Annotated in this window: 17 protein-coding genes and 2 tRNA genes; 16 read left to right on the top strand and 3 right to left on the bottom strand. The window is 74.0% G+C overall.

Annotation, left to right across the window (positions count from 1 at the left end):
* Positions 1-274: 274 nt before the first annotated feature.
* Both WMF43_RS41655 and WMF43_RS41650 read left to right on the top strand, forming a co-directional pair.
* Positions 275-1138: a hypothetical protein gene (locus tag WMF43_RS41655; RefSeq protein WP_437673452.1), complete on the top strand. Its 864-nt coding sequence runs from the start codon at positions 275-277 to the stop codon at positions 1136-1138.
* A 78-nt stretch (positions 1139-1216) separates the two neighbouring features.
* Positions 1217-2680: a UDP-N-acetylmuramoyl-tripeptide--D-alanyl-D-alanine ligase gene (locus tag WMF43_RS41650; protein WP_437673451.1), complete on the top strand. Its 1464-nt coding sequence runs from the start codon at positions 1217-1219 to the stop codon at positions 2678-2680.
* 33 nt (positions 2681-2713) lie between these two features.
* On the opposite strand, the gene WMF43_RS41645 is transcribed toward WMF43_RS41650, so the two are convergent.
* Entirely contained in the window at positions 2714-3325 is a 612-nt protein-coding gene (locus WMF43_RS41645) for a peptide deformylase (RefSeq protein ID WP_437673450.1), read from the bottom strand.
* Positions 3326-3458: 133 nt separating this feature from the next.
* On the opposite strand from WMF43_RS41645, the gene WMF43_RS41640 reads away from it, so the two are divergent.
* The 11 genes from WMF43_RS41640 to rpsI all read left to right on the top strand — a co-directional run bounded on the left by WMF43_RS41640 (position 3459) and on the right by rpsI (position 16452).
* Positions 3459-5918: an MMPL family transporter gene (locus WMF43_RS41640; RefSeq protein WP_437673449.1), complete on the top strand. Its 2460-nt coding sequence runs from the start codon at positions 3459-3461 to the stop codon at positions 5916-5918.
* Positions 5919-5928: 10 nt separating this feature from the next.
* A complete protein-coding gene (locus WMF43_RS41635) occupies positions 5929-7317 on the top strand; it encodes a hypothetical protein (protein ID WP_437673448.1) in 1389 nt (462 codons plus the stop codon).
* Complete coding sequence (locus WMF43_RS41630) at positions 7314-8675, top strand: hypothetical protein (RefSeq protein ID WP_437673447.1); 1362 nt, start codon at positions 7314-7316, stop codon at positions 8673-8675. Before WMF43_RS41635 ends, WMF43_RS41630 begins: the two co-directional genes overlap by 4 nt.
* A 329-nt stretch (positions 8676-9004) precedes the next feature.
* Positions 9005-9433, top strand: coding sequence for an RNA recognition motif domain-containing protein (locus WMF43_RS41625; RefSeq protein ID WP_437673446.1), 429 nt, complete (start codon positions 9005-9007; stop codon positions 9431-9433).
* A 277-nt stretch (positions 9434-9710) separates the two neighbouring features.
* Positions 9711-10976 carry an MFS transporter gene (locus WMF43_RS41620; protein ID WP_437673445.1) on the top strand — a complete coding sequence of 422 codons (1266 nt, stop codon included), beginning with the start codon at positions 9711-9713 and terminating at the stop codon, positions 10974-10976.
* 68 nt (positions 10977-11044) lie between these two features.
* Positions 11045-12880 carry a glutamine--fructose-6-phosphate transaminase (isomerizing) gene (gene glmS / locus WMF43_RS41615; protein WP_437673444.1) on the top strand — a complete coding sequence of 612 codons (1836 nt, stop codon included), beginning with the start codon at positions 11045-11047 and terminating at the stop codon, positions 12878-12880.
* 111 nt (positions 12881-12991) lie between these two features.
* On the top strand, positions 12992-14746 hold the full coding sequence (locus WMF43_RS41610; protein ID WP_437673443.1) for a sensor histidine kinase: 1755 nt from the start codon (positions 12992-12994) through the stop codon (positions 14744-14746).
* 135 nt (positions 14747-14881) lie between these two features.
* Positions 14882-14968 (top strand) — tRNA-Ser (locus WMF43_RS41605).
* Positions 14969-15072: 104 nt separating this feature from the next.
* Positions 15073-15157, top strand: a tRNA-Ser gene (locus tag WMF43_RS41600).
* A gap of 444 nt (positions 15158-15601) precedes the next feature.
* Complete coding sequence (gene rplM / locus WMF43_RS41595) at positions 15602-16051, top strand: 50S ribosomal protein L13 (RefSeq protein ID WP_437673442.1); 450 nt, start codon at positions 15602-15604, stop codon at positions 16049-16051.
* 8 nt (positions 16052-16059) lie between these two features.
* The gene (rpsI, locus tag WMF43_RS41590; protein ID WP_104985286.1) at positions 16060-16452 is read left to right on the top strand and encodes a 30S ribosomal protein S9; all 393 of its coding nucleotides are present in this window, start codon (positions 16060-16062) and stop codon (positions 16450-16452) included.
* A 231-nt stretch (positions 16453-16683) separates the two neighbouring features.
* Here the strand turns inward: rpsI and WMF43_RS41585 are convergent, their stop codons facing one another.
* Positions 16684-18816 (bottom strand): peptidoglycan DD-metalloendopeptidase family protein, encoded by a 2133-nt coding sequence (locus tag WMF43_RS41585; protein ID WP_437673441.1) that lies wholly within the window; start codon positions 18814-18816, stop codon positions 16684-16686.
* A gap of 118 nt (positions 18817-18934) precedes the next feature.
* Between WMF43_RS41585 and WMF43_RS41580 the strand changes: the two genes are divergently transcribed.
* Together WMF43_RS41580 and WMF43_RS41575 are read left to right on the top strand one after the other, a co-directional pair.
* Positions 18935-19810 carry a tetratricopeptide repeat protein gene (locus tag WMF43_RS41580; protein ID WP_437673440.1) on the top strand — a complete coding sequence of 292 codons (876 nt, stop codon included), beginning with the start codon at positions 18935-18937 and terminating at the stop codon, positions 19808-19810.
* A gap of 3 nt (positions 19811-19813) precedes the next feature.
* Complete coding sequence (locus WMF43_RS41575; RefSeq protein WP_437673439.1) at positions 19814-21067, top strand: DUF2062 domain-containing protein; 1254 nt, start codon at positions 19814-19816, stop codon at positions 21065-21067.
* Positions 21068-21992: 925 nt separating this feature from the next.
* Here WMF43_RS41575 and WMF43_RS41570 read toward each other — a convergent pair.
* Positions 21993-22445, bottom strand: a complete 453-nt coding sequence (locus WMF43_RS41570; protein ID WP_437673438.1) for a DNA-binding protein — start codon at positions 22443-22445, stop codon at positions 21993-21995.
* A gap of 941 nt (positions 22446-23386) precedes the next feature.
* Between WMF43_RS41570 and WMF43_RS41565 the strand changes: the two genes are divergently transcribed.
* Positions 23387-23632: a hypothetical protein gene (locus tag WMF43_RS41565; protein ID WP_437673437.1), complete on the top strand. Its 246-nt coding sequence runs from the start codon at positions 23387-23389 to the stop codon at positions 23630-23632.
* The last annotated feature ends 887 nt before the right edge of the window (positions 23633-24519 follow it).

Below are 24519 nucleotides of genomic sequence, written 5' to 3'. Positions count from 1 at the left end.
GGCGTTCGCCGGACCGATCCCGCCCGGGGCGGCGTACGCCGGGTCGACCTCACCTGGCGCGGCGTATCCAGCGCCGGCGCCGCCCGCGCCCGCGTTCGCCGGGGCGGTCCCCTCCGGGGCGGCATTTCCCGAGGCGAGCCCGTCGGCGCCGGCGTTTGCTGCGGCGGCTCCGCACGCCGCGCCTTTCTCCGCGCCCGCCCAGCCGCCCGCCCCGGTGCGACCTCCGTCTCCCTCGCCGGCCGTCTCTGCGCGCGGAGGGACACTTCCTCCCGGGATGGTCTCGCAGCAGGACGTGCTCTCGGCGAGCGGCGTCTATTCTTCGAGCGCGCTCCCGTTCGTGCAGGCGCCGCAGTCGGAGCGAGTGCCCCCGAGCCAGATGGCCTTCCAGCCCGCGCCGAACACGGAGCGGATGGGAACGAACGCTGCTCAGCCGCCTCCTCCTGCGGCCGCGCCGCCCTCGTTCGCTGGTCCCGCGTTCGGCTCCGCCGCGTCGCAGGCCGCGCCGGAACACGCGCGACCGCCCATGCCTTCTCACGCGGGGGTGCCGGCTCAACCCGGGCTGCCCGTCGCCGCGGCGCCCGCGCCGGGGGCCGGGCCCGCGCCGGGGGCCGGGCCCGCACCGGGGCCGCAGGGGGCGGGCGCGGCGCCTGGCGCAGCGGCGCTCGGCGCGCCGCCTGGCGCAGCGGCGCTCGGCGCGCCGCCGACGGCCGGCGGGTGGGACGGCGCCGCCATGCCGCCCGCCGAGAGCCCATGGGCCACCACGTCGGCGCGCATCGATCTGCCGGCGCTCCCCTCGGCCTTCGCGTCGGAGCGCGAGGAGCCGCAGCAGGCGGCCGCCCCCGCGCCGCCGCGGAAGGACGGCGGCGGCAGGACGCTCGTGATCGTGCTCAGCGTCGTCCTGGCGGTCGCGGTGCTGGCGCTCGTCGGGATCTCGCTGTGGCAAAGCATGGGCGGCGGCGGGCCCATCAAGGTCGACTACAAGGAGCACCCTCCCGCGAACGCCGAGGTGGAAGCGGCGCCGACCGCCAGCGCCACGGCGGCCCCCAGCGCGCCCGCCGCGCCGCGCCCCGCGCCGCGCCCGCGGCCGCGGACCGACGACTTCTACGAGAACATCGACAAGGAAAAGAGCCCGCGCTGAGCCGGCGCGGCGCGGGCGCGCGCGCCGCAGGCGATTCGTTGGCCCGGCGCGCCGTTCCATGCTGGTGATCGCCCCGCCATGGCGACGCCGATCCCGCAGAACCTCGCCCCCTTCACCCTCGACGAGCTGGCGCGCGCGACCGGCGGGCGCGTGCTGAGGACCGGACCGGACGCGCGCGGCGTCTCGACCGACAGCCGCACGATCGCGCCGGGAGCGGCGTTCGTCGCCCTCGTCGGCGAGAGCTTCGACGGCCATCGTTTCCTCGACGCCGCGGCGCAGCGCGGGGCGGCTGCGTTCGTCGTCTCGCGAGAGGTCGCCCTGCCGCCCGCGGGCGGCGTGGTGCTGGTCGAGGACGGGCTCGCGGCGCTCGGGGCGCTCGCGAGAGCCCACCGCGAGCGCTGGCGAGCCGCCGCCCACCCGGCCGGGCCCCGGGCGATCGTCGCGGTGGGCGGCTCCGCCGGCAAGACGACGACGACGCGGACCGTCGCGGCGCTGCTCGCGGGCGCGGAGCGCGGCGACGTGCACGCCACCGCAGGCAACCTCAACAACGCGATCGGGCTGCCGATGACGCTGCTCGGGCTCGAGCCGCGCCACCGCTTCGCCGTGGTCGAGATCGGCACCAACCAGCGCGGCGAGGTCGCGACCCTCGCGCGGATCGCGGGGCCGGACCTCGCCGTGCTGACCTCCATCGGCGTGGAGCACACCGAGGGGCTGGGCACGCTCGAGGACGTCGCCGCCGAGGAGGGGGATCTGCTCGCCGCGCTGCCGCCTGCGGGCGTCGCGCTCGGCAACGGGGACGACGTGATGGTGGTCGAGCAGCTCGGGCGAGCCGGCGCCTCGCGCCGGATCACCTACGGCTTCGGCGAGCTGGCGCAGGTCCGGATCGCAGGCAGGCGGCAGGTCGGGGTGCGCGGCAGCGCCGTGCGGCTCGACCGCGGCGGCGAGGCGCTGGAGCTCGTGATCCCGCTGCTCGGGGAGGCGGGCGCGCTGGCCGCGGCGGCCGGGGTCGCCGCGGTGGAAGCGGCGCTCGGCGAGCGGCTCTCGGCGGAGCGGGCCGCCCGCGCCGCCGCAGGGCTCGAGCCGCCGGGCGACGGGCGCCTGTCCGTCCTCGAGCTGCCGGGCGGCACCGTGGTCATCGACGACAGCTACAACGCGAACCCCCTGTCGATGCGCTCTTCGCTCAAGACGGCGGCCGAGATGGCCGAGGCGCTCGGGAAGCGGCTGGTCCTGCTGCTCGGGGAGATGCGCGAGCTCGGCGCGCTCGCGGCGGCAGAGCACGACGCGCTTGGCGCGCAGGTCGGCGCGCTGCGCCCGGCCGCCCTGGTCGCCGTCGGCGGCGAGGCGGCCCGGATCGCGCGCGCCGCCGAGGCGGCCGGCGTTCGGGCGACGTTCGTCGGCGACTCGGACGCCGCCGCGGCGCGCGCGCTGGAGATCGTCGAGCGCGGCGATCTCGTGCTCGTGAAGGGCTCGCGCGGGATCAGGATGGAGCGGATCGTCCACGCGCTCGCCCGCCGCGGGGGCGAGGCCCTCCCGCCGGCGTGAGCGCGCGGCGGCCGGCGAGCGCGCCGCGCGCGATCACGCGCCGAGCGCGGCCCGCACCTCGGCGATGGGCCGGCCCACCCACAGCTTCGCCTCCTCGTTGCTGCAGAACGAGCGCGAGATCATGCGGTCGACGTACAGCGTGCCGCGGAGGTGATCGACCTCGTGCTGGAGGATCCGGGCGGGCCAGCCGGTCGCCTCCCAGCGGACCTCCTTGCCGTCCTCGTCCACGCCGCTCACCTCGACGGACAGATCGCGCTCCACGAGCGCCATGTAGCCGGGGACGCTGAGGCAACCCTCGAAGAACGTCGCGCGGCCGGCGCCGGCCGCGCCCGGGAGCGGCGGACCGAGGACCTTCAACGTCGGGTTGATGATCGCCTTGAGGGGGAACGGCACGCGGCCGCGCTCGGCGCGCTCGGCCGGGGTGAGCCGGGACATCAGCTCCTCGCCGTCCTCGAGCACGATCACCTGCAGGCCGACGCCGATCTGCGGCGCCGCGAGGCCCACGCCGGGCGCCTTGCGCATGACGGCGACCATGGTCGCGATGAGCTGCTTGAGCTGCTTGGTCCCGATCTCTTCGGGCGGGACGGGCGCGGCGGGCTTCCGCAGGACGGGCTTGCCGGCGAGGACGATCGCGGGGAGATCCATGCAGCCGGGATGGACCGGCGCCTTCGCGCGCGCAAGGGCGGCCCACCCGGATCACGCGCCGCTGTGGATGTCCTCGCGCCGGGCCGGGGGTGAGGGTAGAGGAGCGGCGCCGGGCCCGCCCCGGCCTCGTTTCATGGCAGCGCCCCCCCCGAACCCGCCGGCCCGCGCGGACGCCCCGCGCCGGCCGCTCCGTCTCCTCGTCGCGCTCGCCCTCGCGGCGCTGACGCTCGCCGCCTTCGCCGCCGTGACGCTGCGCCTGAGGCTCGAGCCGAACGTCGCCTCGCTGCTGCCCGAGCACGGCGACGCCGCGGCGCTGCGCCGGTACGTGCGCGGGTTCGGGGGCGGCGACCTCGGCGTCGTCATGGTCAAGGGGGACGACCCCGACGAGAACGCCGCCGTGGCGTCCGAGATCGCGCGGGCCCTCGCGGCGCGCCCGACCGTGCAGCGCGCGGCGGACCGGATCGACGCGTCGCGCGCGCTCGACCCGTGGCTCGCCTTCCGGCACGCGGACGCGCGCGTCCTCGAGCGCCTCCGCGCGGCGCTCTCGCCCGAGGGGATGCGGGAGCGGCTCGCGGAGACGCGCGCCATGCTGCTCGCGCCCGGCGGCGGCGCCGCCGCCGAGGCGATCGCGGCCGACCCCCTGCGGCTCGCGCAGCTCGTCTTCGAGTCCGCGGACATCGGCTCCGGCGTGCGCGCGCAGGCGGACGGCGCCTTCGCCACAGACGACGGCAAGGTGCACCTCGTGCTGGTGCAGCCGGCCGGGCAGGCGCTCCGCGGCGCCGACGCGCGCGCCTTCGTCGCCGACGCGGAGGCCGCGCTCGCCCCGATCCGCGCGGCGCACCCGGGGATCACCCTCGGCCTCACCGGCGGGCACGCGATCGCGGCGGCCACCGAGCGGATGCTCACGCGCGACCTCGCCGTCTCGGGGTCGCTCTCGATGCTGCTCGCCTCCGCCGTCTTCGCGCTGCTCTTCCGCCGGCTGCGCGCGCTCGCCGCGGTGATGCCGCCGCTCGTGCTCGGGACCGTGTGGACCGCGGGGCTCGCGACCGCGTTCCCGGGCGGGCTCAGCGCGATCGCGGTCGCGTTCATGTCGGTGGTCGTCGGCGTCGGCGTCGACACCGGCGTCCACGTCTACGCCGCGCTGCTCGAGGCGCGGCGCGAGGGCCTCCCGCCGGAGGCGGCCGCGCGCGCCGCGAGGGCGCGGACCACCCGCGCGGTGCTCGTCGCCGCCGTCACCGCGGCGGCGGCGTTCGGCGCCCTCGCGCTGTCGGACATCAACGCGCTCCGGCAGCTCGGCCTCCTGTGCGCCGCGGGGGAGGTGCTCACGGCGATCGCGATCGTCGTCGTGACCCCGGCCGTCGGCGCGCGGCTCGAGCGGGGGACCCCGCCGCCCGAGGCGCCGGCGCGCTGGCCCGACGGCCTGTACCGCCTCACCCGGACCCGCGGCCGCGCGCTCGCGATCGCGGCGCTCGCGGCGCTGCCCATCGCGGCCGTCGCCCTCGGCGCCGCGCCGCCGCTCGCCGCGTCCATCGTCGCGATCAGGCCCGCCAAGCTCGAGCCACTCAAGGTGCAGCAGGCGATCTTCGACGCGTTCGGCGGCAGGCGCGGCCAGTGGGTGGTGCTCGTCGCGGACGGCGACCAGGAGCGCGCCCGGGCGCGGGGCGACCGGATCGCCGAGCGGCTCGCCGCGATGAAGGCCGACGTGGAGGCCGTCGACGCGCTCACCGCCCTCGCGCCCGCCGCGTCGACCCAGGCCGCGCGGTTCGCCGCGCGCGACGCGCTCGACCTGCCTGCCAGGGCCGACGAGCTCGAGCGGGCGCTCCGCGACACCGGCTTCGCCCCCGAGCGCTTCGCGGCGGTGCTCGCCGGCATGCGCGCGCCGCCGCGGCACGAGGTGGCGCTCGCCGATCTGGAGCGCGGCCCCGCGTCCATCCTGCTCTCGCGCTACCTCGGCGCCGACGCGGGCGAGGCGCTCGTCGCGGTGTACGTGCGGCCCCGCGAGGCCGGCTCGGTCGAGCGGATCGAGCGCGCCATCCGCGAGGCGGACCCGCGGGCGATGCTCACCGGCTACACCCGGCTCGAGGCGTCGCTCCGCGAGACGCTCGCGCACGACATGCCGCGGATCGCCCTCGCCGCAGGGGCGCTCGTGCTGCTGGCGCTCTCGGCCTCGCTCCGCAGCGCGCGCGACATCGTGCTCGCCGCGCTCGTGGTCGCCTCCGAGATCGCCCTCGTGCTCCTGCTCATCCGGGTGCTCGACATCCCCCTGCACGCGTACGACGCGCTCGTCATCCCGGTGCTGCTCGGGATCACCGTGGACGAGGGCATGTTCCTGCTCCACCGCGCCCGCGACATCGAGGCCGAGGGCGGCGGCGACGCGGTCATCGGCGAGACGTTGCGCCGCGAGGGGCCGGCGATCGCCGCCACCGCGCTGACCACCGCCGCCGGGTTCTCCGCGCTCGCGTTCTGCGACTTCGACGGCCTGCGCGATCTCGGCCGGGTCGGCGCGCTCGGCAGCGCCGTCGGCCTCGTGGTCGCGCTCCTCGTGGTGCCGGCCGGGCTGCGGCTCTGGCCCCGACCCCGCCGGCGCGCGTAACATCTCGGCGTTGTCGCCCAGGCTCCTCCTCCTCGCCCTCCTCGCGCTCGCGCCCCCTGCCGCCGCGCAGCCCGCGCCCGCGCCGCCGCGCCCGGCCGCGCCCGCGCCGAAGCCGCCTCGCTCGGCCGTCGCCCGCGCCGTCGAGGCGCTCGCGCGCTCGCTCGGCGCGGTGCCCGGCCGCGTGCTCGTGGCCGCCGCCCCGCTCGCGTCCGACGCGCCCGCGCCGCGCGGCGCGCAGCTCGCGGCCACGCTCGCCGCCCAGCTCGCCGGCAAGCTCGGCGAGGGCGCGCGGGCGCACAAGGAGCCGATCCCGCTGCCCGACGCGCGCGAGGCGGCGCGCGACGACGCGGCGCTCGTCCACCTCGCCGTCGAGATCGCGGCGGGGCGGCTGCGCGTCACCGCCGACGCCTACCCGGTGCCCCGCACCGTCTGGGCGCGCATCCGCGATCCGGAGCCGGGCCCTGTCGCCCACGCCTACGCCGAGGCGCCGCTCGACGCGGAGATCCGCAGCTTCCTCGCGCCGATCCCGCTCGTCGCCGCGAAGATCGACCGCGCGAAGAACTTCGAGGGCGACGTGGTCGCGCTCGCGTGCGGCGATCTCGACGCCGACGGCTCGCTCGAGATCCTCAGCGTGAGCCGCCGGCGCGTGACGACGCTCCGCCTGCGCGGCGGCCGGGTCGTGCCGCTCCAGTCGCGCTCCTGGCCGGACATCGTCGGCGTGCACCCGTCGCCGCTCCGCGAGCCGCTCGCGTTCGCGACGCTCGTCGAGCGCGAGCAGGACGGCGAGCTGCTGCCGCCGTTCGCCGACGTGGGGCTGACCGACCGCGCGCGCAGCGTCCGCTTCGACGGCAAGCTCCAGGCGCTCGCGGAGCTCCCCGGGCTCGCGATCCCGGACGCCGGTGGCTCCGCGTGCGCAGCGATCTCCGGGCCGCTGCTCACCGGCCCGCTCGGGCCGTGCGCCGCCGCCGATCCAGCTCCGGCGACCCCGGCGCTGAGCGGCCGCTACGACGCGCTCGCGTCGGCGCGGCTCGCGTCGGCGCGGGGCGAGCCGTTCGCCGTCTGGGCGACGCGCGAGCGCGGCGCGGTCGAGATCCGGGACAGCGCGGGCCGCCGCAAGGTCGTGGGCAGCGCCGGGGCGCAGCTCGCCGTGGGCGATCTCGATCAGGATGGAGAGCCCGAGCTGATCGCCAGCCTCGACGTGCTGGACCCGCTCGAGGACGCCGTCGTGGTCTGGTCGTGGCGCCGCCGCGCGGGCGCCCCCGAGCGCGCCGCGCCGGAGGAGGTCCTGCGCCTGCCGGCGCCGGCGGGGGTGCGCGCCCTCGCGGTCTGCCCGCCCGACGGCGCCGGGCGCGCCCCCTTCGCCGTCGCGACCGCCGACGAGATCTGGGTGGTGCGGTGAGCCGACCGCTCCCGCGCCGCGCCCTGCTCGGCGGCGCCGCCGCCCTGCTCGGCGCCGCCGCCGTCCCTGCGCCGGCGCGCGCCCTCGGCCGCACCCCGCTCGGCGGCCGCCTCTCGATGCACCTCCCGTGGCCGACGAGCTCGCTCGATCCGCACGAGCTGAACGATCCGGCCGCCGCGCTGTTCGCGTCGGCGATCGCCGACAGCCTGTACGGCGCCGACGCGGCCGGGAACCCTTACCCGACGCTGGCGGCCGCGCTGCCGTCCCGCGAGGGGGACGCCGCGGTCGTGCGCCTGCGCGAGGGGATGCGCACCGCGCGCCTGGCCAAGCTCGACGGCCGCGACATCGTGAGCTCGGTCGAGCGCGCCCGCGCTCGCGGCGGCGCCGCGGCGCTCGCCGACGTCCCGAGCCCCGCGCGCCACCCGAAGGATCCGCTCGCCGCCGTGTTCCCGCGCGCGGATCCCGCCCGCCTCGCGCGCGCGCTCGCGTCGCCGCTGGTCGCGCTCCTGCCGCGCGGCTTCGATCCCGCGGCGCCGGACGGCACGGGCGCCTTCCGCGCCGAGCTCGGCGCGCGGCGCCTCACGCTGACGCGCAACGACGTCGCCGCGCGCGGCCCGGCCTTCCTCGACGCCGTCGAGGTGGTCCGCTCCGACGACCTGACGACCTCGCTCCGCGCGTTCGAGGCCGAGCGCGACGACCTCGGCTGGCTCGGCGCCGGGCTCCACACGAACCGCCGCGACGCGGTCCGCTTCGACCTGGGCGTGGCCGGCTGGATCGTGCTCACCACCGGCCCGGACGCCGGGCTCTTCGGCCAGCCCGGCGTCGCGCAGCGGCTCGTCGACGCGTTGCCGCCCGAGCGCCTCGCGCACCTCGGCCTGTTCGCCCTCCCGAAGGCGCACGGCGATCCCGCGTGGGGCGGGCCTCCCGCGGAGCTGCTCGTGGACGAGTCGGCCGCGCACCTCGTCGAGGTCGCCGAGGCGGTCGCGCCGATCCTCTCGCGTCCTGGGCACGAGGTCACCGCGACGCCGGTCGCGCGCGCGGAGCTCGGGCGCCGGCGCGCCCGCGGCAAGGCGACGCTCGCGATCGAGCTGGTGCGCCCGCTCGGCCCGGGGCCGCTCCACGCCCTGCTCGCGCTTGCCACCGCCGACAGCCGCGGCCGCGCCCTCGACCTCGCCCGCCACCCGCCGCGGCTCGCCCAGAGCGCCGCGCCGCGTTCCCTCACCGCGACGCTCCGCCTCGGCGTGATCGCCGAGGTCCGGATCGCCGGCGGCGTGATGCCGGACGTGGCGCTCGCGCGCGCGTTGAACGGCGAGGGCTGGGATCTCGGGGCCACGTTCCGTCGCCCCGGGAGGCGCTGAACCGCGACGATCCCGAGCAGCCTCAACCGCGCCGCGGCTGTTCTGGACGTCCGGGCGGCCTGCACGACGACGGGGGCCGCGTCGAGTTGCTTGCGCCGAGGGGACATTTGGTTACTATCGGCTGGTCACGAACGTCACTGGCACTCGACACGACGCTTCTCTTCTCGGGGATCGCGGATTGATCGCGGACTGGACGACGCAACGTGTGGCGCATCGGGGGCTCCTCCCCAGCGCCGCCCTCCCTCGATCCCCCACGGCTCCATCGGGCGGCAGGGCATTGTTCGGCAGAAGCTGACGCATCTCGCAGAGCCGTGAAGTGAATCAGTGTCATGGGTACTCGCCTCTACGTTGGTAATCTCCCCTTCTCGGCTACCAAGGCCTCGGTGCAGGCAGCGTTCTCTCAGAGCGGCGATGTGACGGACGTGCACATCGTTACCGATCGCGAGAGCGGGCAGTCGCGTGGTTTCGGGTTTGTAACGATGGGCACGCCTGAGCAGGCTCAGCAGGCGATCGAGCAGATGAACGGCGCGCTCATGGATGGCCGTCCGCTTCGCGTGAACGAGGCGGAGGAGCGGGTCCAGCGCGGTGGCGGCGGCGGCGGCGGCGGCGGTTACGGCGGCGGCGGCGGCGGCGGTTACGGCGGCGGCGGCGGCGGCGGTGGTGGCCGGGGCGGTCGTGGCGGTGGCGGCGGCGGTTACGGCGGCGGCGGCGGCGGTGGTCGCGGCGGCCGCGGCGGCCGCGGCGGCGACCGGTACTGATCGGTACTGAGCCGACGTTCTCACGCGCGGCGGCGCCTCTCCTCGGAGGCGCCGCCGTTTCGTTTTTGTGCCCGCCGTGCTCCGGGCCTCGGAGCCCTCTCGCAGAGCGCCGCTGCGATGACGCACCGCGCGGCGGGGCGCCTCCGCGCGCGTCGTCGGCAACGCGCGGCGCTCGGCGCGCTTGCTCCTCCGCGGCGCCGGCGTCAGAGACGGGCATGCTGCACGCACCTCGCGCTCGGGGCGCGGCAGCGCGCAGCCGATGCCACCTCCCCTTTCTTTGCAGCTCAAATCATCGCCGCGGGCGATCTCGCTCTACTACTTCGGCATCTTCGTCGTCCTCGGCGTGTACCTGCCGCTCTTCCCGAGCTGGCTGGAAGCGCGGGAGGTGCGGGGGCTCGCGATGGGGGCGATCGCGGCGACGCTCCCCGCCATGGGCCTCGTCGCGCCGCCGGCGTTCGGCCTCCTCGCCGACGCGCTCGGCGTGCGGGTCTGGCTGATCCGCGCCGCCTGCGCCGGCGCCTTCCTCCCGTTCGCGCTGCTCGCGCTCTCGTTCGCGCTGGGCCTCCCGCTCAGCTTCGCCGGCCTCTTCGCCGCGGCGACCGCGTTCGCGTTCTTCCGCGCGCCGATGTTCATGATGGCCGACGTGGTCGCGATGGAGGCGTCGCTGCGCTCCGGGATCACTTACGGCAGGTTCAGGCTCTGGGGTTCGGTCAGCTTCGCGGTGGTGGCGGTCATCGCGGGCGCCTTCGTCGATCCGGCGCGGCCCGCGGTGTTCCCTGCCACGGTCGCCTCCGCGCTGCTGGTCGCGTTCGCGCTGTCGTGGGCGCTGCCCGCGCACGGCGAGGCGCCCTTCCGGCGGCTCGGCCAGGCGGCCGGCGCCCATGACGCCGCGGGCGCCCCGCGATCCGAGGCCGCCGAAGGCTCGGTGAAGCAGCGCGCCCTCGTCCTCCTCCAGAGCCGCGACTTCCGCCTCTTCCTCGCGGCGTCCTTCCTCGCGCAGAGCGCGAACTCCTCGTACGACCTCTGCTACACGCTGCACCTGCGCGACGTCGGCTTCCCCGAGTCGCTCGTGGGCGTCGCGTGGGCCGTCGGGGTGTCCGGCGAGATCGCGCTCATGGCGTTCTCCGGCCCGCTGCTCAAGCGATTCTCGCCGCCGACGCTGCTCGCGTTCGCGTTCGTCGGCGCCTCGCTCCGCTGGGCGCTCCTCTCGACCGTGCGCTTCTGGCCGGCCCTGCTCGCCATCCAGCCGCTCCACGCCGTCTCCTTCGCGATGATGTGGGTCGCCTCGCTCGCGTACACGAAAGATCGCGCCCCGCCGCAGATCCTCGCCACGGCCCAGGGCTTGTTCTCGGCGAGCGCCGGGGCCGGATCTGTCATCGGAATGCTCACATGGGGCGAGCTCTACAAGCGCGGCGGCGGCGCCCTCACGTTCGGCATCGCCTCGATCACGGCATTGCTCGCATTCGTCCTGGCTGTGACCTTCGCGCGGTCGACGCGGCGTTCGTTGTCCGGGGGCGCAGTTTTTTCTGCCAGCTCCCAGTAGCGAGGAGTAACGTTACGTTTTCCGCAGCACGCCTAGGCGCGCGCGGGCATTACCTGAACGAGGCGAGCATGTGCGGGATCGTCGGATACGTTGGGTCAAAAAAGGCGGCGCCGATCATCGTCGAAGGGCTGCGCAAGCTGGAGTATCGAGGCTACGACTCGGCCGGCATTGCCATTCATGATGGCAAAGGCATCGAGATCGTCCGGACGCTCGGCAAGCTGATCAAGCTCAGCGAGGCGCTCGAGAAGCGGACCCTCGACGGCACGACGGGCATCGGCCACACGCGGTGGGCGACGCACGGCCGCCCGAGCGAGGTGAACGCCCACCCGCACTCCGCGGGCCCGGTGGCCGTCGTTCACAACGGCATCATCGAGAACCACGTGGCCATCCGGCAGCAGCTGGAGGCGCAGGGGGTCAAGTTCCTCTCCGACACGGACACGGAGATCGTCGCGCACCTCGTCCACCGCGAGCTCCAGAAGGGCGCGAAGTCGCTCTTCGAGGCCGTGCGCGGGTCGCTCCGGCAGGTCCACGGCGCGTACGCCATCGCGGTCGTCTCGCGCGACGAGCCCGGCGCCATCGTCGTCGCCCGGTACGGCTCGCCGCTCGTCGTCGGCGTCGGCGAGGGCGAGATGCTGGCCGGCAGCGACATCCCCGCGCTCCTCTCGCACACCCGCGACATGATCTTCCTCGAGGACGGCGACATCGCCGAGCTGCACTCGAGCGGCGTCCGCATCGAGACCGTGACCGGCGGCGACAAGGTCGAGCGGCGCGTGAAGCGCATCGACTGGAGCCCCGTCCAGGCGGAGCGCGGCGGCTACAAGCACTTCATGCTGAAGGAGATCCACGAGCAGCCCGACGTCGTCGAGGCGACGCTGCGCGGCCGGATCGATCTCGCCGCCGGCGACGTGCACGCGACCGAGATCGGGGTCACGCCCGAGTTCGCGAAGGAGCTGAAGCGGGTCTACATCGTCGCCTGCGGCACGAGCCACCACGCCGGGATCGCCGGGCGCTACTGGATCGAGCAGCTCGCCCGGGTCCCCACGGTGGTCGAGCTCGCGAGCGAGGTCCGCTACCGCGAGCCGATCTTCTTCCCCGACGACCTCGTGATCGCCATCAGCCAGTCGGGCGAGACCGCCGACACGATCGCCGCCCTCAAGGCGGCGAAGGCGCAGGGCGCCAAGGTGCTCGCGCTCTGCAACGTGCTCGACAGCGCGATCCCGCGCCTCTCCGACGGCGCGCTCTACACGCACGCGGGCCCCGAGATCGGCGTCGCCTCGACGAAGGCCTTCACCACGCAGCTCGCCGCGCTGCTCCTGCTCTCGGTCTACCTCGGTCGCCGCCGCGACTCGCTGTCCGCGGATCGCGGGCGCGAGATCCTCCAGGCCCTCTGGGAGATCCCGAGCCACATGCGCGAGGTCCTCGGCGACGCCGACTACGTGCACGCGATCGCGAAGCGCCTCGTGCACGCGAAGGACGTGCTCTTCCTCGGCCGCGGCCTCGGCTTCCCCATCGCGCTCGAGGGCGCGCTGAAGCTCAAGGAGATCTCCTACGCCCACGCCGAGGGCTACGCGGCCGGCGAGATGAAGCACGGCCCCATCGCGCTCATCGACGAGGACCTCCCCGTCATCGTCGTCTGCCCGCGCGACGCGCACTACGACAAGACCTTCTCCAACCTGCAGGAGGTCCGGGCGCGCGAGGGGCAGGTCGTCGCGATCGCCACCAAGGGCGACGAGTCGATCCTCGAGATCGCGCAGCACCACGTCTGGATCCCCAAGGTGCCGGACGAGGTGGGGCCGCTCCTCACCGTGCTCCCGCTCCAGCTGATCGCCTATTACGTCGCCAACCTGAAGGGCAACGACGTCGACCAGCCGCGCAACCTCGCGAAGACCGTCACCGTCGAGTAGCGGCGCTCCCCGGGCGGGGGGCCCTCGCCGGCGCGGCGGGCGGCCCTCCTGACGGGCGTGTTTTCCGGCCGCCGCCGGCGGCCCCGCGCGCGCCGCGGCTATGCTGCGCGCATGCGTATCCCCGGCAGAACGGAGCGGCGGGTCGTCGCGGCGATCCTGGTGACCGCGCTGATCCCGCTGGTCGCGAGCATCGTCGTCGCGAGGACGGTGATCGCGCGGGTGTCGGCGACCGCGTTCCAGCCCGAGTTCGGCGTCCACCTCGACCGGGCGCTCGGCGTGTACGCCGAGCTCGCGGCCGCGATCAAGCAGGGCATGCGCCTCGAGGCCGAGGCGATCGCCGCCGGCGACGCGCTCCGCCGGGGCGCCTTCGCCGGGGGCGCGCGCCCGCTCGAGGCCGAGCTCGCGCGCCTGCTCGAGGCCCACCCCACGCTCGTCTCCCTGCGCGTCGAGCGGTGCGGCGACGAGCTCGTCGCCTCGCGGGAGCGCGGCCGCCCCGTGGATCCCGCGCGCGAGAAGACGCTCTCGGTCCGCAGGCCGATCGCGCGCCCCGCGGGGCCGCCCGGCGAGCCCGCGCGCGGCGACCTCGCGCGCGGCGACGACGATGGCGGCGGCGGCGGCGGCGACGACGACGGCTGCGGCGGCGACGCGAGGACCCTCGCCGCGACGTTCGCCGCGCCGAGCGCCCGCTTCGACGAGCTCCAGGAAGCGCAGGCGTTCGCGCAGGCGTACCGCGCGCTCGAGCGGGAGCACCGGAAGGAGTACCTCGACGAGAGCTACGGCGACGCCTTCGCCGCGCTGCTCGGCGCGACCATCGTCCTCGCCGTCATCGCGGGCGTGCTCGTGGTGCGGCCCGTGGTCGACCGCATCGCGCGGCTCGCCGCGGCGACCCGGCCCGTCGCGGAGGGCGACCTCTCGGTGCGCGTCGGGCTGCCGGGCAACGACGAGGTCGCGGACCTCGGCCGCGCCTTCGATCGCATGCTCGAGGAGCTCGAGGGCAGCCGCGCGCGGATCGAGTTCCTGAAGCGCATGGGCGAGTGGCAGAAGATGGCCCGGCACCTCGCGCACGAGATCAAGAACCCGCTGACGCCCATCCAGCTCGCCGTGGAGGAGTGCCACCGCCGGTACGCCGGCAGCGACCCGGCCTACCAGCGCCTGCTCCAGACGACGCTGGAGGTCGTCGAGGAGGAGGTCGGCACGCTGCGCCGCCTGGTCGGGGAGTTCTCCAGCTTCGCGCGGCTGCCCCAGGCCGAGCTCGAGCCCTCGGATCTCGCGGAGTTCCTGCGCGAGCAGGGCGAGCACTTCGCGGCGTTCGAGGAGGCGGGGCGCGAGCACGCCACGGACGAGGCGCTGCTCGGCCGCGTCGATCTCGCGTTCGACGTGCCGGACGCGCCGATGCCCGCCGCGCTCGACCGGGAGATGCTCCGGCGCGCCCTCGGCAACATCGTGCGCAACGCCGCGCAGGCGCTGCGGGACGCGCGGCAGGGCGCGCGCGGCGCCGCGCAGCCGGCGTCCGCGGTGTGGGGGAGGGTCCGCGTCTCCGCGCGGATCGAGGGGCAGAGCTACGTCATCGCCGTCGACGACGACGGCCCGGGCATCGACCCCGCCGTGCGCGACACGGTGTTCGATCCGTACGTCACCACGCGGTACGACGGCACCGGGCTGGGCCTGAGCATCGTGAAGAAGATCGTGGTCGACCACGGCGGCACGATCGACGTGCTCGACTCGCCGCTCGGGGGCGCTCGCTTCGTGATCCGCCTCCCGCGCGCGGGCACGCCGGCGGCGCGCGCCGCGCTCCGGGCCGAGCGCGAGGACGCGGCGGCGCAGGGCGCGCCGGGCAGCCCGGAGGCGCCGAACGACCTCGCGTAGCCGCGGTTCCTCGGCGGTCGGGCGAGGCCTCCTCGGCGCTCGGGCGAGGCCGGGACCGCGCGAAGTGCACCTCCGGACCGGTCGGCGTTCAGGAGATGCTTGACCAGCCGGCCCCACTTTGCCATGTTCGCCCGCGGAGAGGTGACCGAGAGGCCGAAGGTGCCTGATTCGAAATCAGGTGTACCTGCAAGGGTACCGCGGGTTCGAATCCCGCTCTCTCCGCTAAGCTTGGCTGCTTGACCCGATGGAGCCAGGTGGGCTCTGACCGACCGCTCCCTGAGAGCGACGCCGGTCCGGCAGAAGCGAGGCGCGTCGACGAAGTATCAGGAGAGGTGACCGAGTGGTCGAAGGTGCACGACTGGAAATCGTGTGTACGGCAACGTACCGCGGGTTCGAATCCCGCCCTCTCCGCTGCACCGAACAGTTCGTGGCTTCGTGAAGGACGCGCTCTCTCCCGGCGCGCTCAGCGCTCCTGTCGAGCCCGGGGGCAGGACTGCGGAAGTCTCCGTTGATGAAGCCGCCCGTCACGGCGGCGCGGCCGAAGATGGCTGCGGCTGTGCGGCGCGTGGTCGAGCCCGGCGGACGTCCAGGCAGGACCGCGGAAATGTTGGTGAGACGGGAGCGTGACCTCGTGGAGCAACCTCGGCGGGGCTGGACGTCCAGCGTGCGCTCGCCTGCGTGAGCACAAAGAAGCACAAAGAGCTCACGTACCGCTGTGTTCGACCGACGTTCGACCGACGTTCGACTGACGGATCGCGCCGCCCGTCGGCTGCGCGATGCCCTTGACAGGCGGTGGACCGCCTTGTAGAAGTTGCGCCCCTTTTCGGCAGGCGCCCTTCCGGAGTTTTTCGCCCAATGAATCCTCAGCCCAAGTCCTTTTCTGCCAAGCCTGCGGAGGCCCGCAACGAGCGCACGTGGTGGGTGATCGACGCGGAGGGCAAGCCCCTCGGCCGCCTTGCCAGCCGCATCGCCACGGTGCTGCGCGGCAAGAACAAGCCGACCTTCACGCCGCACGTGGACACCGGCGACTTCGTGATCGTCGTGAACGCCAAGAAGGTCGTTCTGACGGGCCGCAAGCTCCAGCAGAAGAACTACGTGCGGCACAGCGGCGAGCCGGGCGGCTTCCGCTCCGAGTCGTACGGCCACCTGCTCGAGCGCAAGCCGGAGCTTCCCATCCAGAAGGCCGTGAAGGGGATGCTCCCGAAGAACATCCTCGGCCGTGAGCTCCTCACCAAGCTCAAGGTCTACGCCGGTCCCGATCACCCCCACGCGGCGCAGAAGCCGCAGCCCCTTAGCTACAGCTGAGCAAAGCCATGACGGAAACGAGAACGTACGCCACTGGGAAGCGGAAGACCGCCGTCGCGCGCGTCTGGCTCGCGCCGGGCTCCGGCACCATCCGGGTGAACCAGAGGCCCGCCGACGACTACTTCGTCCGCGAGACCTCGCGCATGGTGATGCGGCAGTCGCTGGAGCTGCTCGAGCTGCTCGATCAGTTCGACGTCACCGCGACCGTGGTCGGCGGCGGTCACAGCGCCCAGGCCGAGGCGATGCGGCATGGCATCGCGCGCGCCCTCTGCGAGCTCGATCCCGAGCGCAGGTCGTCGCTGAAGCGCGCTGGCTTCCTCACGCGCGACGCGCGGAAGAAGGAGCGCAAGAAGTACGGCCAGCCCGGCGCCCGCAAGCGCTTCCAGTACTCGAAGCGGTAGCAGGCCCGGCACCGCCCATCGAGGGCGGACGCCCCTGGAGAGAGCGTCGAGGACGCGAGGAGATCTTCCTCGGCGTCCTCTCGCTTTTTTGTTCGCCGCCCGCCGCGACCCACCGAGGGCGCGCGGGCGTCCTCCTCGGCGTTCCCGAGATCTTCGTTCCTCTGGAGCGCGACCCATCGAGGCCGCGAGGGCGCCCAGCTCGGCGCCCTCGGTCCTCTCAGCTGCTCGGCGTCACATCGTTTCGGGCGGGTTCTTGAGATCCGGGCCTTCGATGAGCTCACCCTCGTCGTCCCCGGCGCCTTCCGGCGGCTGCTTCTCCGGCTCGGTCGGACCACTCGGGCCGACCTCGGGCGCCGCGGTGACCGTGGCGTCGCTTCCGGCGGCCGCGGGTGGCGGCGGCGCGGCCGGCTCCGCGGGCTCCGGCTTCACCGGCTCGGGCGGCGGCTCGGGCAGGGGGATCGCGTCGATGCGCTTGTCGAGCGCCTCCTTCGCGGCCGCGAACGCGGCGCGATCGGTGCCGGGCATCACGCGCTCTCCGTCGAGCTGGAGCGTCTCGGCGTCGAAGTACTTGCCGTCCTTCTTCGCGCTGAAGTGCAGGTGCGGGCCCGTCGAGCGGCCCGTCGATCCCACGTAGCCGACGAGCTGGTGGGTGCCCACCTTCATGCCGGGCTTGATGCCGGGCGCGTACCTCGAGAGGTGCGCATACCCGGTGGTGATGCCGTTCGGGTGCGTGACCGTGACGAGGTTGCCGCTGGGACCCGCGGGGCCGACCCACTCGACCACGCCGCGGTACGCCGAGTACACCGGCGTCCCCATCGGGGCGCCGAGGTCCGTCCCGTTGTGCGGCATCTTCTTCTTCAGCACCGGGTGCATCCGGTTCGGGTTGAACTTCGACGTCACGGGCGCGCCCGGGACCGGCGAGCGCCAGCCGCCGGCGTACGGCTGCCGGCCGCGCTCGTCGAAGTAGCCGCGGCTCTCCTGCCCCGCGAAATAGTAGATGCGCAGCGGCTTCTGCGCGGGATCCACGGGCCGGTACTCCACGGCGATGATCTTCTTGTACCGGGAGAACATGCCGAGCGCCGTCTCTTCCACGGCGATGAGCCGGACGGTGCTCCCCTCCTCGAAGCTCTCCGTCGACAGGCGCCCGCTGAGCGCCTCGTCGATCGTGTCGAGCAAGCCGGGCTCGAGGCCGCTCGCCTGGTAAGAGCTGGCGAGATCCTTGCCGACGTAGAAGGCGCCGACGACCTCCTCCTCGGCGATCTTCATGTCGAGCGCGGCGCCCGCGAGCAGCCCGGCCGCGTCCTCCCTCGCCTGGTAAATCTCGCTCGCGGACACCTCGTACTCGAAGGCGCGGACCCGGCGGGTCGAGCGCTCCATCGCGACCGTGAACCGATCCTTGCGGCCGCACTTGTCGAACTTCCGCAGCCCCTCGAAGGCCTTCATGATCCGGTAGATCTGGGCCTTCGGCACCCCCTTCTCGTCGAGGGCCGTGATGAACGACCGGCGCTCCATCACGTCGCTCACGAGGAGCATGGACGTGTCCTTCGCCAGCTCGGAGATCCGCCACGGGCCCGGCAGCGGGGTGCGCTTCTTGGTCTTGACCTCCGGCGACGCCGCCGGCTTCGCGGCCTCGTCCGTGGCCGCAGCCGAGCCCGCCGGGCCCGCCGCGACCAGCGCGCGCTCGTCGCGCACCGGCACGCCCTGGATGAGCAGCGCGATGAGCGACGTGAGCGTCGCGAGGCCGAAGATGCCGCCGAAGACCGCCGTCATGCGCGGCGAGAGGTGTGGGCCTGGAGGAGGCCGGCCGAGCCCGGGGGGGAGGCGCGGGCCGTCGCCCGAACCCGAGGCCGCGTAAGGGCCGTCGACGAGCGACGGCGTGCGCGGGGGCTGCACGCGGGGATCGCCGCCGCGCAACCAGGGCGCAGCGCTGCGCGTGCGGGAGGGAGACGGCGTCTGCTGCGTCCACGTCGGCGCCGAGCGCGCGCGAAGATCGCCGCCGCGCGACCACGGCGCGGCCGGGGCGCTCTCGCGGCGGGGGCTCGGCAGCGGCGGCGTGGCAGGTCTGCTGGGCGCGTCGAGCGCGTCGTCGATCGCGCTGCTGCGCTCGAGCGCCAGGGGCGCCGCCGCTGCGGGCGGCGCGTCCGCGGCGTCGCGGGCCGGGGGCGGCGCGCCGGCGGCGTCGCGGCCCGTGTCCTGTGCGTCTGCGACGTCACGGCTCGCGGGCGGCGCGCCGGCGGCGTCGCGGCCCGTGTCCTGTGCGCCCGTGACGCCGCGCTCCGCCGCGCCGCCATCGACGCCGCTCCGCTCCGCGGCGTCCGGCGCCCCGGATGCCTCGACCGGGTTCTGAGGTACTGCACTCGGCACGCCGACGTGCGTACCAAGGCGTCGGCTGGGTTGCAACCGCGCTACCTCGTGGCCCTCCGTACGATTGCGCGGAAGGCGCACCGCGTCCGTACGCTGGTCGCGTAAGCTAGCGGGCCCCATGGATGACCGGCTGAAGCAGCTCCTTGTTCTTGGCAGGGAGCATTACGACCGGCGCGAGTACGATCTCGCCGAGCACGCGCTGCGACAGATCCTGGAGAAGACCGATCGGTTCGCCGACGTCTTCAACATGCTCGGGGTCATCCTCCACGAGCGAGGGGACTTCCTCGGCGCGGAGCTGTCCTTCGAGCGCGCGGTGCAGCTGAACGAGCACTACACCGAAGCGCTGCTGAACCTCGCGGTCACGTACAACGACCTCGGCAAGTACGAGGCGGCGCGACAGGTCTACTCCCGCATCCGCCGCGGCGAGGGGACGGGGGGCGTCGTCGACCCGTTCGCGCGCGGCAAGATCGCCAACATGCACGCCGCGCTCGCGCAGGCCTATGCCGACGCGGGCTGCGCGCAGGAGGCGATCGACGAGCTCAAGCGCGCCGTGGCGCTGTGCCCCACGTTCGCGGATCTCCAGCTGCGCCTCGGGACGATGTACCGCGACGCGGGCAATCTGGCGCTCGCTCGCGAGCACTACACCGCTGCGCGCGACGCGAACCCGAAGTTCGCGCCCGCCCGCGTGCTGCTCGGGGTCGTGCTCCTCGCCCTCGGCGCGGCCGATCAGGCGATCGCCGAGTGGCGCGAGGCGCTCGCGATCGACCCCGACAACAAGATGGCGAAGATGTACCTCCGCATGGTGGAAGCGCAGCGGAACGGGCGCCCGAGGGACGGCGCGCCTCCCGAGGCGCCGGCGCCGCCTGTCGCGAGGAGCGCGCATTGGGACGTGCTCGATGACGTGACCCCCACGGAGGTGTCCGACCTCCTGGCCACGACGATCGCCGACGCGGCGGGCGACGCCGACCGCGCGGAGCGGGAAGGCAGATCCTGAGCGTTGGCGAGGTACTCTCACCTCCGAGAGGAGGCGCGCCGCGCGTGGCGCGAGCTCCGCGGCAGCGAGCTGTCCGCCGGGCGCACCGCCGTCGCGGTGGCGATCGGCCTGTTCATCGGCTCCCAGCCGATCTTCGGCTGCCACACGCCGCTCGTCCTCGTCCTGTGCTTGTGGTTTCGCCTCGACGCAGCCATCGCCTGGGTCGCTGCGAACATCTCCAACCCCTTGTTTGCGCCAGCGCTGCTCACGGCCGAGGTCCAGGTCGGCGCGTACCTCCGCACGGGTGCATGGCTTCGCCTCGATGAAACGATGAGCTGGACGCAAGCGCTGTCCGAGTTCCCCGAGTACATGTTCCTGGGCGCGCCCGTGGTCGGGCTCGCGCTCGCCGCCCTCGGCGGCGTGCTGGTCTTCGCCCTCGTCGCGCTGAAGCGGCGCCGCGCGCCCGGCCTGCAGAGCCGCCGGGTGGAGCCGTATCGACTTCCAGACGACGCGCCGCCGTGGGTTCACGCGGTCGAGCGGGTCGCCTCGAGGTACAGCCCGCCTGACGGCGCGACGCCGGCGCAGCGCACCCGCTTTCATTATGTTCGCTTCAAGCTGCTCGGCGACCCCGTCGCCCGGCTGATTGCTGACATCGCCGGCGACCGCCCCGGCGCGCTCGGAGAGGTCCTCGACATCGGCACCGGGGCTGGCCAGCTGCCGATTCTCCTGCTCGAGCTGGGGAGGGCGGCGCGCGTGCGCGGGTTCGACTGGGACCGCGCCAAGATAGACGACGCCCTCCGCGCCAGCGGCGCCACCGCCGGAGCGCCGCCGCGATCGCCCGAGCCGACCGGCTCATCCGGCGAGCCGCGACCTCTGCCCGTGGCGGCTCCGCTGCCCGCGGAATTCTGGTGTGCAGACGCGCGTGAGGCAGAGCTGGGTCAGGCCGACACCGTGCTGCTCATCGATCTGCTTCATTACTTCCACCTGGACGAGCAGGACGGGATCCTTCGGCGGGCGGCGGCGGCAGTTCGGCCAGGAGGGCGCCTGCTCGTCCGCGAGGCAGATACCGAGCGCGGCCTGAGGAGCTCGATCACGCTGCTCGAGGAGCGCATCTTCACGGCGCTACGGTTCAACCGGGGCGAGCGGGTGCGTTTCCGCCCTGCCCGGGAGATCGCCGCGCTCCTCGAGCAGCTCGGCTTCACCTGCGAGACGAGGCCGGCCTGGGGAAAGACGCCTTTTTCGAACGTTCTCATCGTCGGCGCCCGCGCCCAGCGCTGAGCCCGAGTCGCACTTTCCCCGAGGTCTCATGAGGTTCGCTCGGCGCGCCCCCGGCGGGCGCCGCCCGGACTCAGGCCCCAGCGTACGGACTCTGCCCCGAGCGTCGCCGTGCGCTGAGCGCCGAAGCTGGTCAGAACCTGTCCAGCGCGGTGATGTTGGTCTGGCGTTGTCCTCGTTTTGATTTCAAGCCGTGGTATCGACCGAGCGGTGTGACGATGGCATAGACCATGCTTGCCATCGTGGCCGGGTGGAGGTGAGGCGGGCGGTTGTCCGGTCGTCTTCTTGTCCCCACCTCAACAGGGGTCGACAACCGCCAAGGCGCTCCCGCTGGAGAGACGCACGGCTCGTCGCCCAGCGCAGCGTCGCGACGTCCGCCAGGGGCGTCCTGGAGGAGATGTCCGCGCAGGTGCGGTTTCATTCCAGGTCGAGTCTGACGTGGTCTTGCTTCAAGCGCGGCTCGTGAAGCCTCGAGCGCACGGTGGGTGGACGCGGATCAGTCCAATGCCGCTCACGGCGGCTCGCACGTGCACCGCCGATCGTGCTCTGCCAGACAGGCATCCCTGACATCCCAGCGGCGCATCAGAACTAGGGATGGTGGTTTGGCCGAGGTCGGCGCACAAGATGTTGGGGTGGCCTGATGATCGCGGCGCATCCGAGACGGCACGCCTGCGCCGGCGCAAGCGCGTGGTGCTGGCCGATCCCTCCACCGCGCTACGCGGGAGAGGAGCTGCTCGGGAACTCTTGCTGGGGGGTATCCTGAGGCGTGTACGGCTGCGGAGCTTGCTCCGCTCCGATGTGCGACGACTCCGCGGCAACCTGGGGAGCTCCTGGCTCGCCAAGATCTCCCCGCTTCGGGCCGGGAGGAGGCTGGACTTCAACCTCGGCTCGCCGGACCGGACGCGCCCGGGAGGCGCCGACGTCGCGTTCAGCGGGAAAAGTACTTGGTAGCCCGCTTCTCTCCTTTCGACGTGATCTTCTTCTCGACGAGCAGCTTCCGGATCGGCAGGGTCAGCTCCTTCGTGGTGGTGCCCAGATCCTTGGCGATCTGCTCCACGCCCTGGCCGCTGTTGGCCCGGATGTGCTCCAGGACCTTCTGCGTCATGGCGGCGAGCTCTTCCTTCGAGCGCTTCTCGCCCTTCTTGCGGGTAGGCTTCGCGGCGCGCGCAGGGCGCCCCGCCGCCGCCTTCTTGACCTCCGCGGGCTGCTGCTGAGGAGCGGCCTTGGCCCGACCCGCCTTGCGCGGCGCGGCGGCGGCCGGCTGGCCCCCCTCCCTCAAGGCGTCAGCGACCGCCTCGAGAGCCGCTTTGCGGACAAGTGCGCTCAGTTGAGAGACGAACGAATCAACGTGGCTTCTGATTTCGGTTTCGACGTTGCTCATTGGATCTCGCGTCCCATGAATAGGTAGAGTTGTCAACTAAAGATCAGCATCTGACCTGAAAATAATTCGAGAGGTGTCCCTTCACCATGCGTCGGGAAGCCGCCCTCACGGGGGCCCGACGGCTCATGGGGTGCTGGGGCGACCGGTCGAGCCGGACTCCAGCCACCGCTCTCCTCCCACGCAGCTTCGCTCCGCGAAGCCAGGTTCTGCCCCCAGAGCCCAGGACGGGTCCGATGGACAGCACCGCGCTCCTCTCCACGCCCCCTCCGCGCCGCGGCCTCGCGTGAAGCCGAGCGCTGCGCACCTCGCGCCAGCCCCGTAACCGCGGGGAGCCAGCGACATTCCCTCGGCCGCGCCCTTTCCTGTGCTCCGGACACAAGAGCCCACCCCCCCGCGCCCCGGCGCGCGCTCGACCGAGGCAGCGTGGAAGAGCCTGGCCCCCCCGGCGAGCCGCCGTGGGGGAAGCGCGGTGTCATGGCCGAGGCCGTCGCTCCGGGCCACCACCCATGCGCGGGCCGGCGGCTCATGCCTTTCACTTCTGCATTCCGCCCTGCCCGGGTGGCGTGTCCGCACGCCCGAAGTTCCGTCACCAGACCGAGCCGCTCTCCGGGATCGACCGCAACGTGTCGGCCTCGGAGCCTCCCTCCGGCGCTGTCGAGGTCACGAGCGCTGCGTCGCGCACCCACGAGCACATCCCTCCGGAGGAGGGGCGCGGCGGACCGAGGCGCGCGCGCCCATCCACGCTCCAGACCGGAGGTCACCGCGCCTCCGGGCTGGCTGCACCTTTCTGCCGATGTGCTGGAGCTGCTCAGCCTCCGGGCGTGTCGCCCCAACCCGCCGTCGCGCCCGAGCTCCCGCCGCCCTGCTGGCAGGCTGAGCGCGCGCCGGCTGGGGGGCGCGAGGCCAGCGTGCCTGCTCTGCCGCCCATCCTGACTCGGAGGGTGACACTCGTGCTGGGCATCCGGGTGACGATCGCCCTCGGCGCGCTCCTGCTCCAGGAGGCAGAGCGGTCCGCCGCCGCCGGAGGCGACATCGCTCCCCCGAGCGGGGCGGTGGTGGTGGACGCTGCTGGACAGTTCGTCACTCCTCGGCTGATCGACTCGCGCTCCCACCTCGGGGTCTACCCGACGCCAGGCGCAGAGGCCCACCTGGACGGCAGCGAACGGCAGCGAACGGGAACCAGATGACGGAACCGGTGGCGCTGCGGGCTCAGTCCGCCGACGCCTTCTGGTCACAGACCCAGGTATCGAACGGGCAGTCGCTGGTGATGTTACGACCATACAAGTCCTTCCCCGTTCAGGCAACCTGATTAGAGGGTGCGCGGTAACGATAAACCGCCGGCGGGCGCTCTGTCCTCTCTCCTCTCTCCTCTCTCCTCGCTCCTCCCTCCTCGCTCCTCGCCAGATGCTCGTCACCGTGGCGGCCGGGGGGACGAAGGTGGCTTGCGGGGAGAACCCGAAGCGCGGCTACGGCGAGGACAAGCGGGCACCGAGGGCGCGCGCGAACCTCGCTCTCGGGCGGGCGGCCTCTCTCGAGGCCAGGAAGCTCCAGACGGACTGGTCGCGATGACGCGAGCGGGAGTCGCGCCGGATTGTGACCGAGGCGAAGATGGCGCCGTCGCCGCGCCGCGCGCGCCGGCGACTCGGCAAGCCCTCTGCACGAAGACCAGGACCTCGCGCCGACGACACACCCGCCGCCCGTCTCGCGCCGAGCTGCGCGCGCCGCGGTGATCTCCTCAGTCGTCTCCGGTCCCGCGCCACACGGGCGCTCGGCGCGCGGCGGGCAAGAAGGTGTCGCCGCCGTCCGGCGAGAACGTGCCCGAAGCGCGAGTCGCGACCTCGCCGCGCCGGCCTCACCGGCGCGCACGCCGGTGGAGCTCGTCGCTCCCGGCGACGCGATGTGGCGGAGGCCATCGCCCCTCCGCCGCTTGCGCGCTCGCGTGCTAGCGCGCTCGCGTGCTGGCGCCGACCAACGTCGTGATCCGGTCGGGCGGCGGATCGAGATCTCGACCCGGGCGTTCCGCGCGTCGCCGCGGCGAGCGGCGCCGCTCCCGCGCCGGAGGGCGGCGTCGCTC

Origin of the sequence: Sorangium sp. So ce131, from assembly GCF_051519095.1 — a bacterium.
Taxonomy (GTDB): Bacteria; Myxococcota_A; Polyangia; order Polyangiales; family Polyangiaceae; genus Sorangium.
This window is presented reverse-complemented; position numbering and strand designations above follow the sequence as displayed.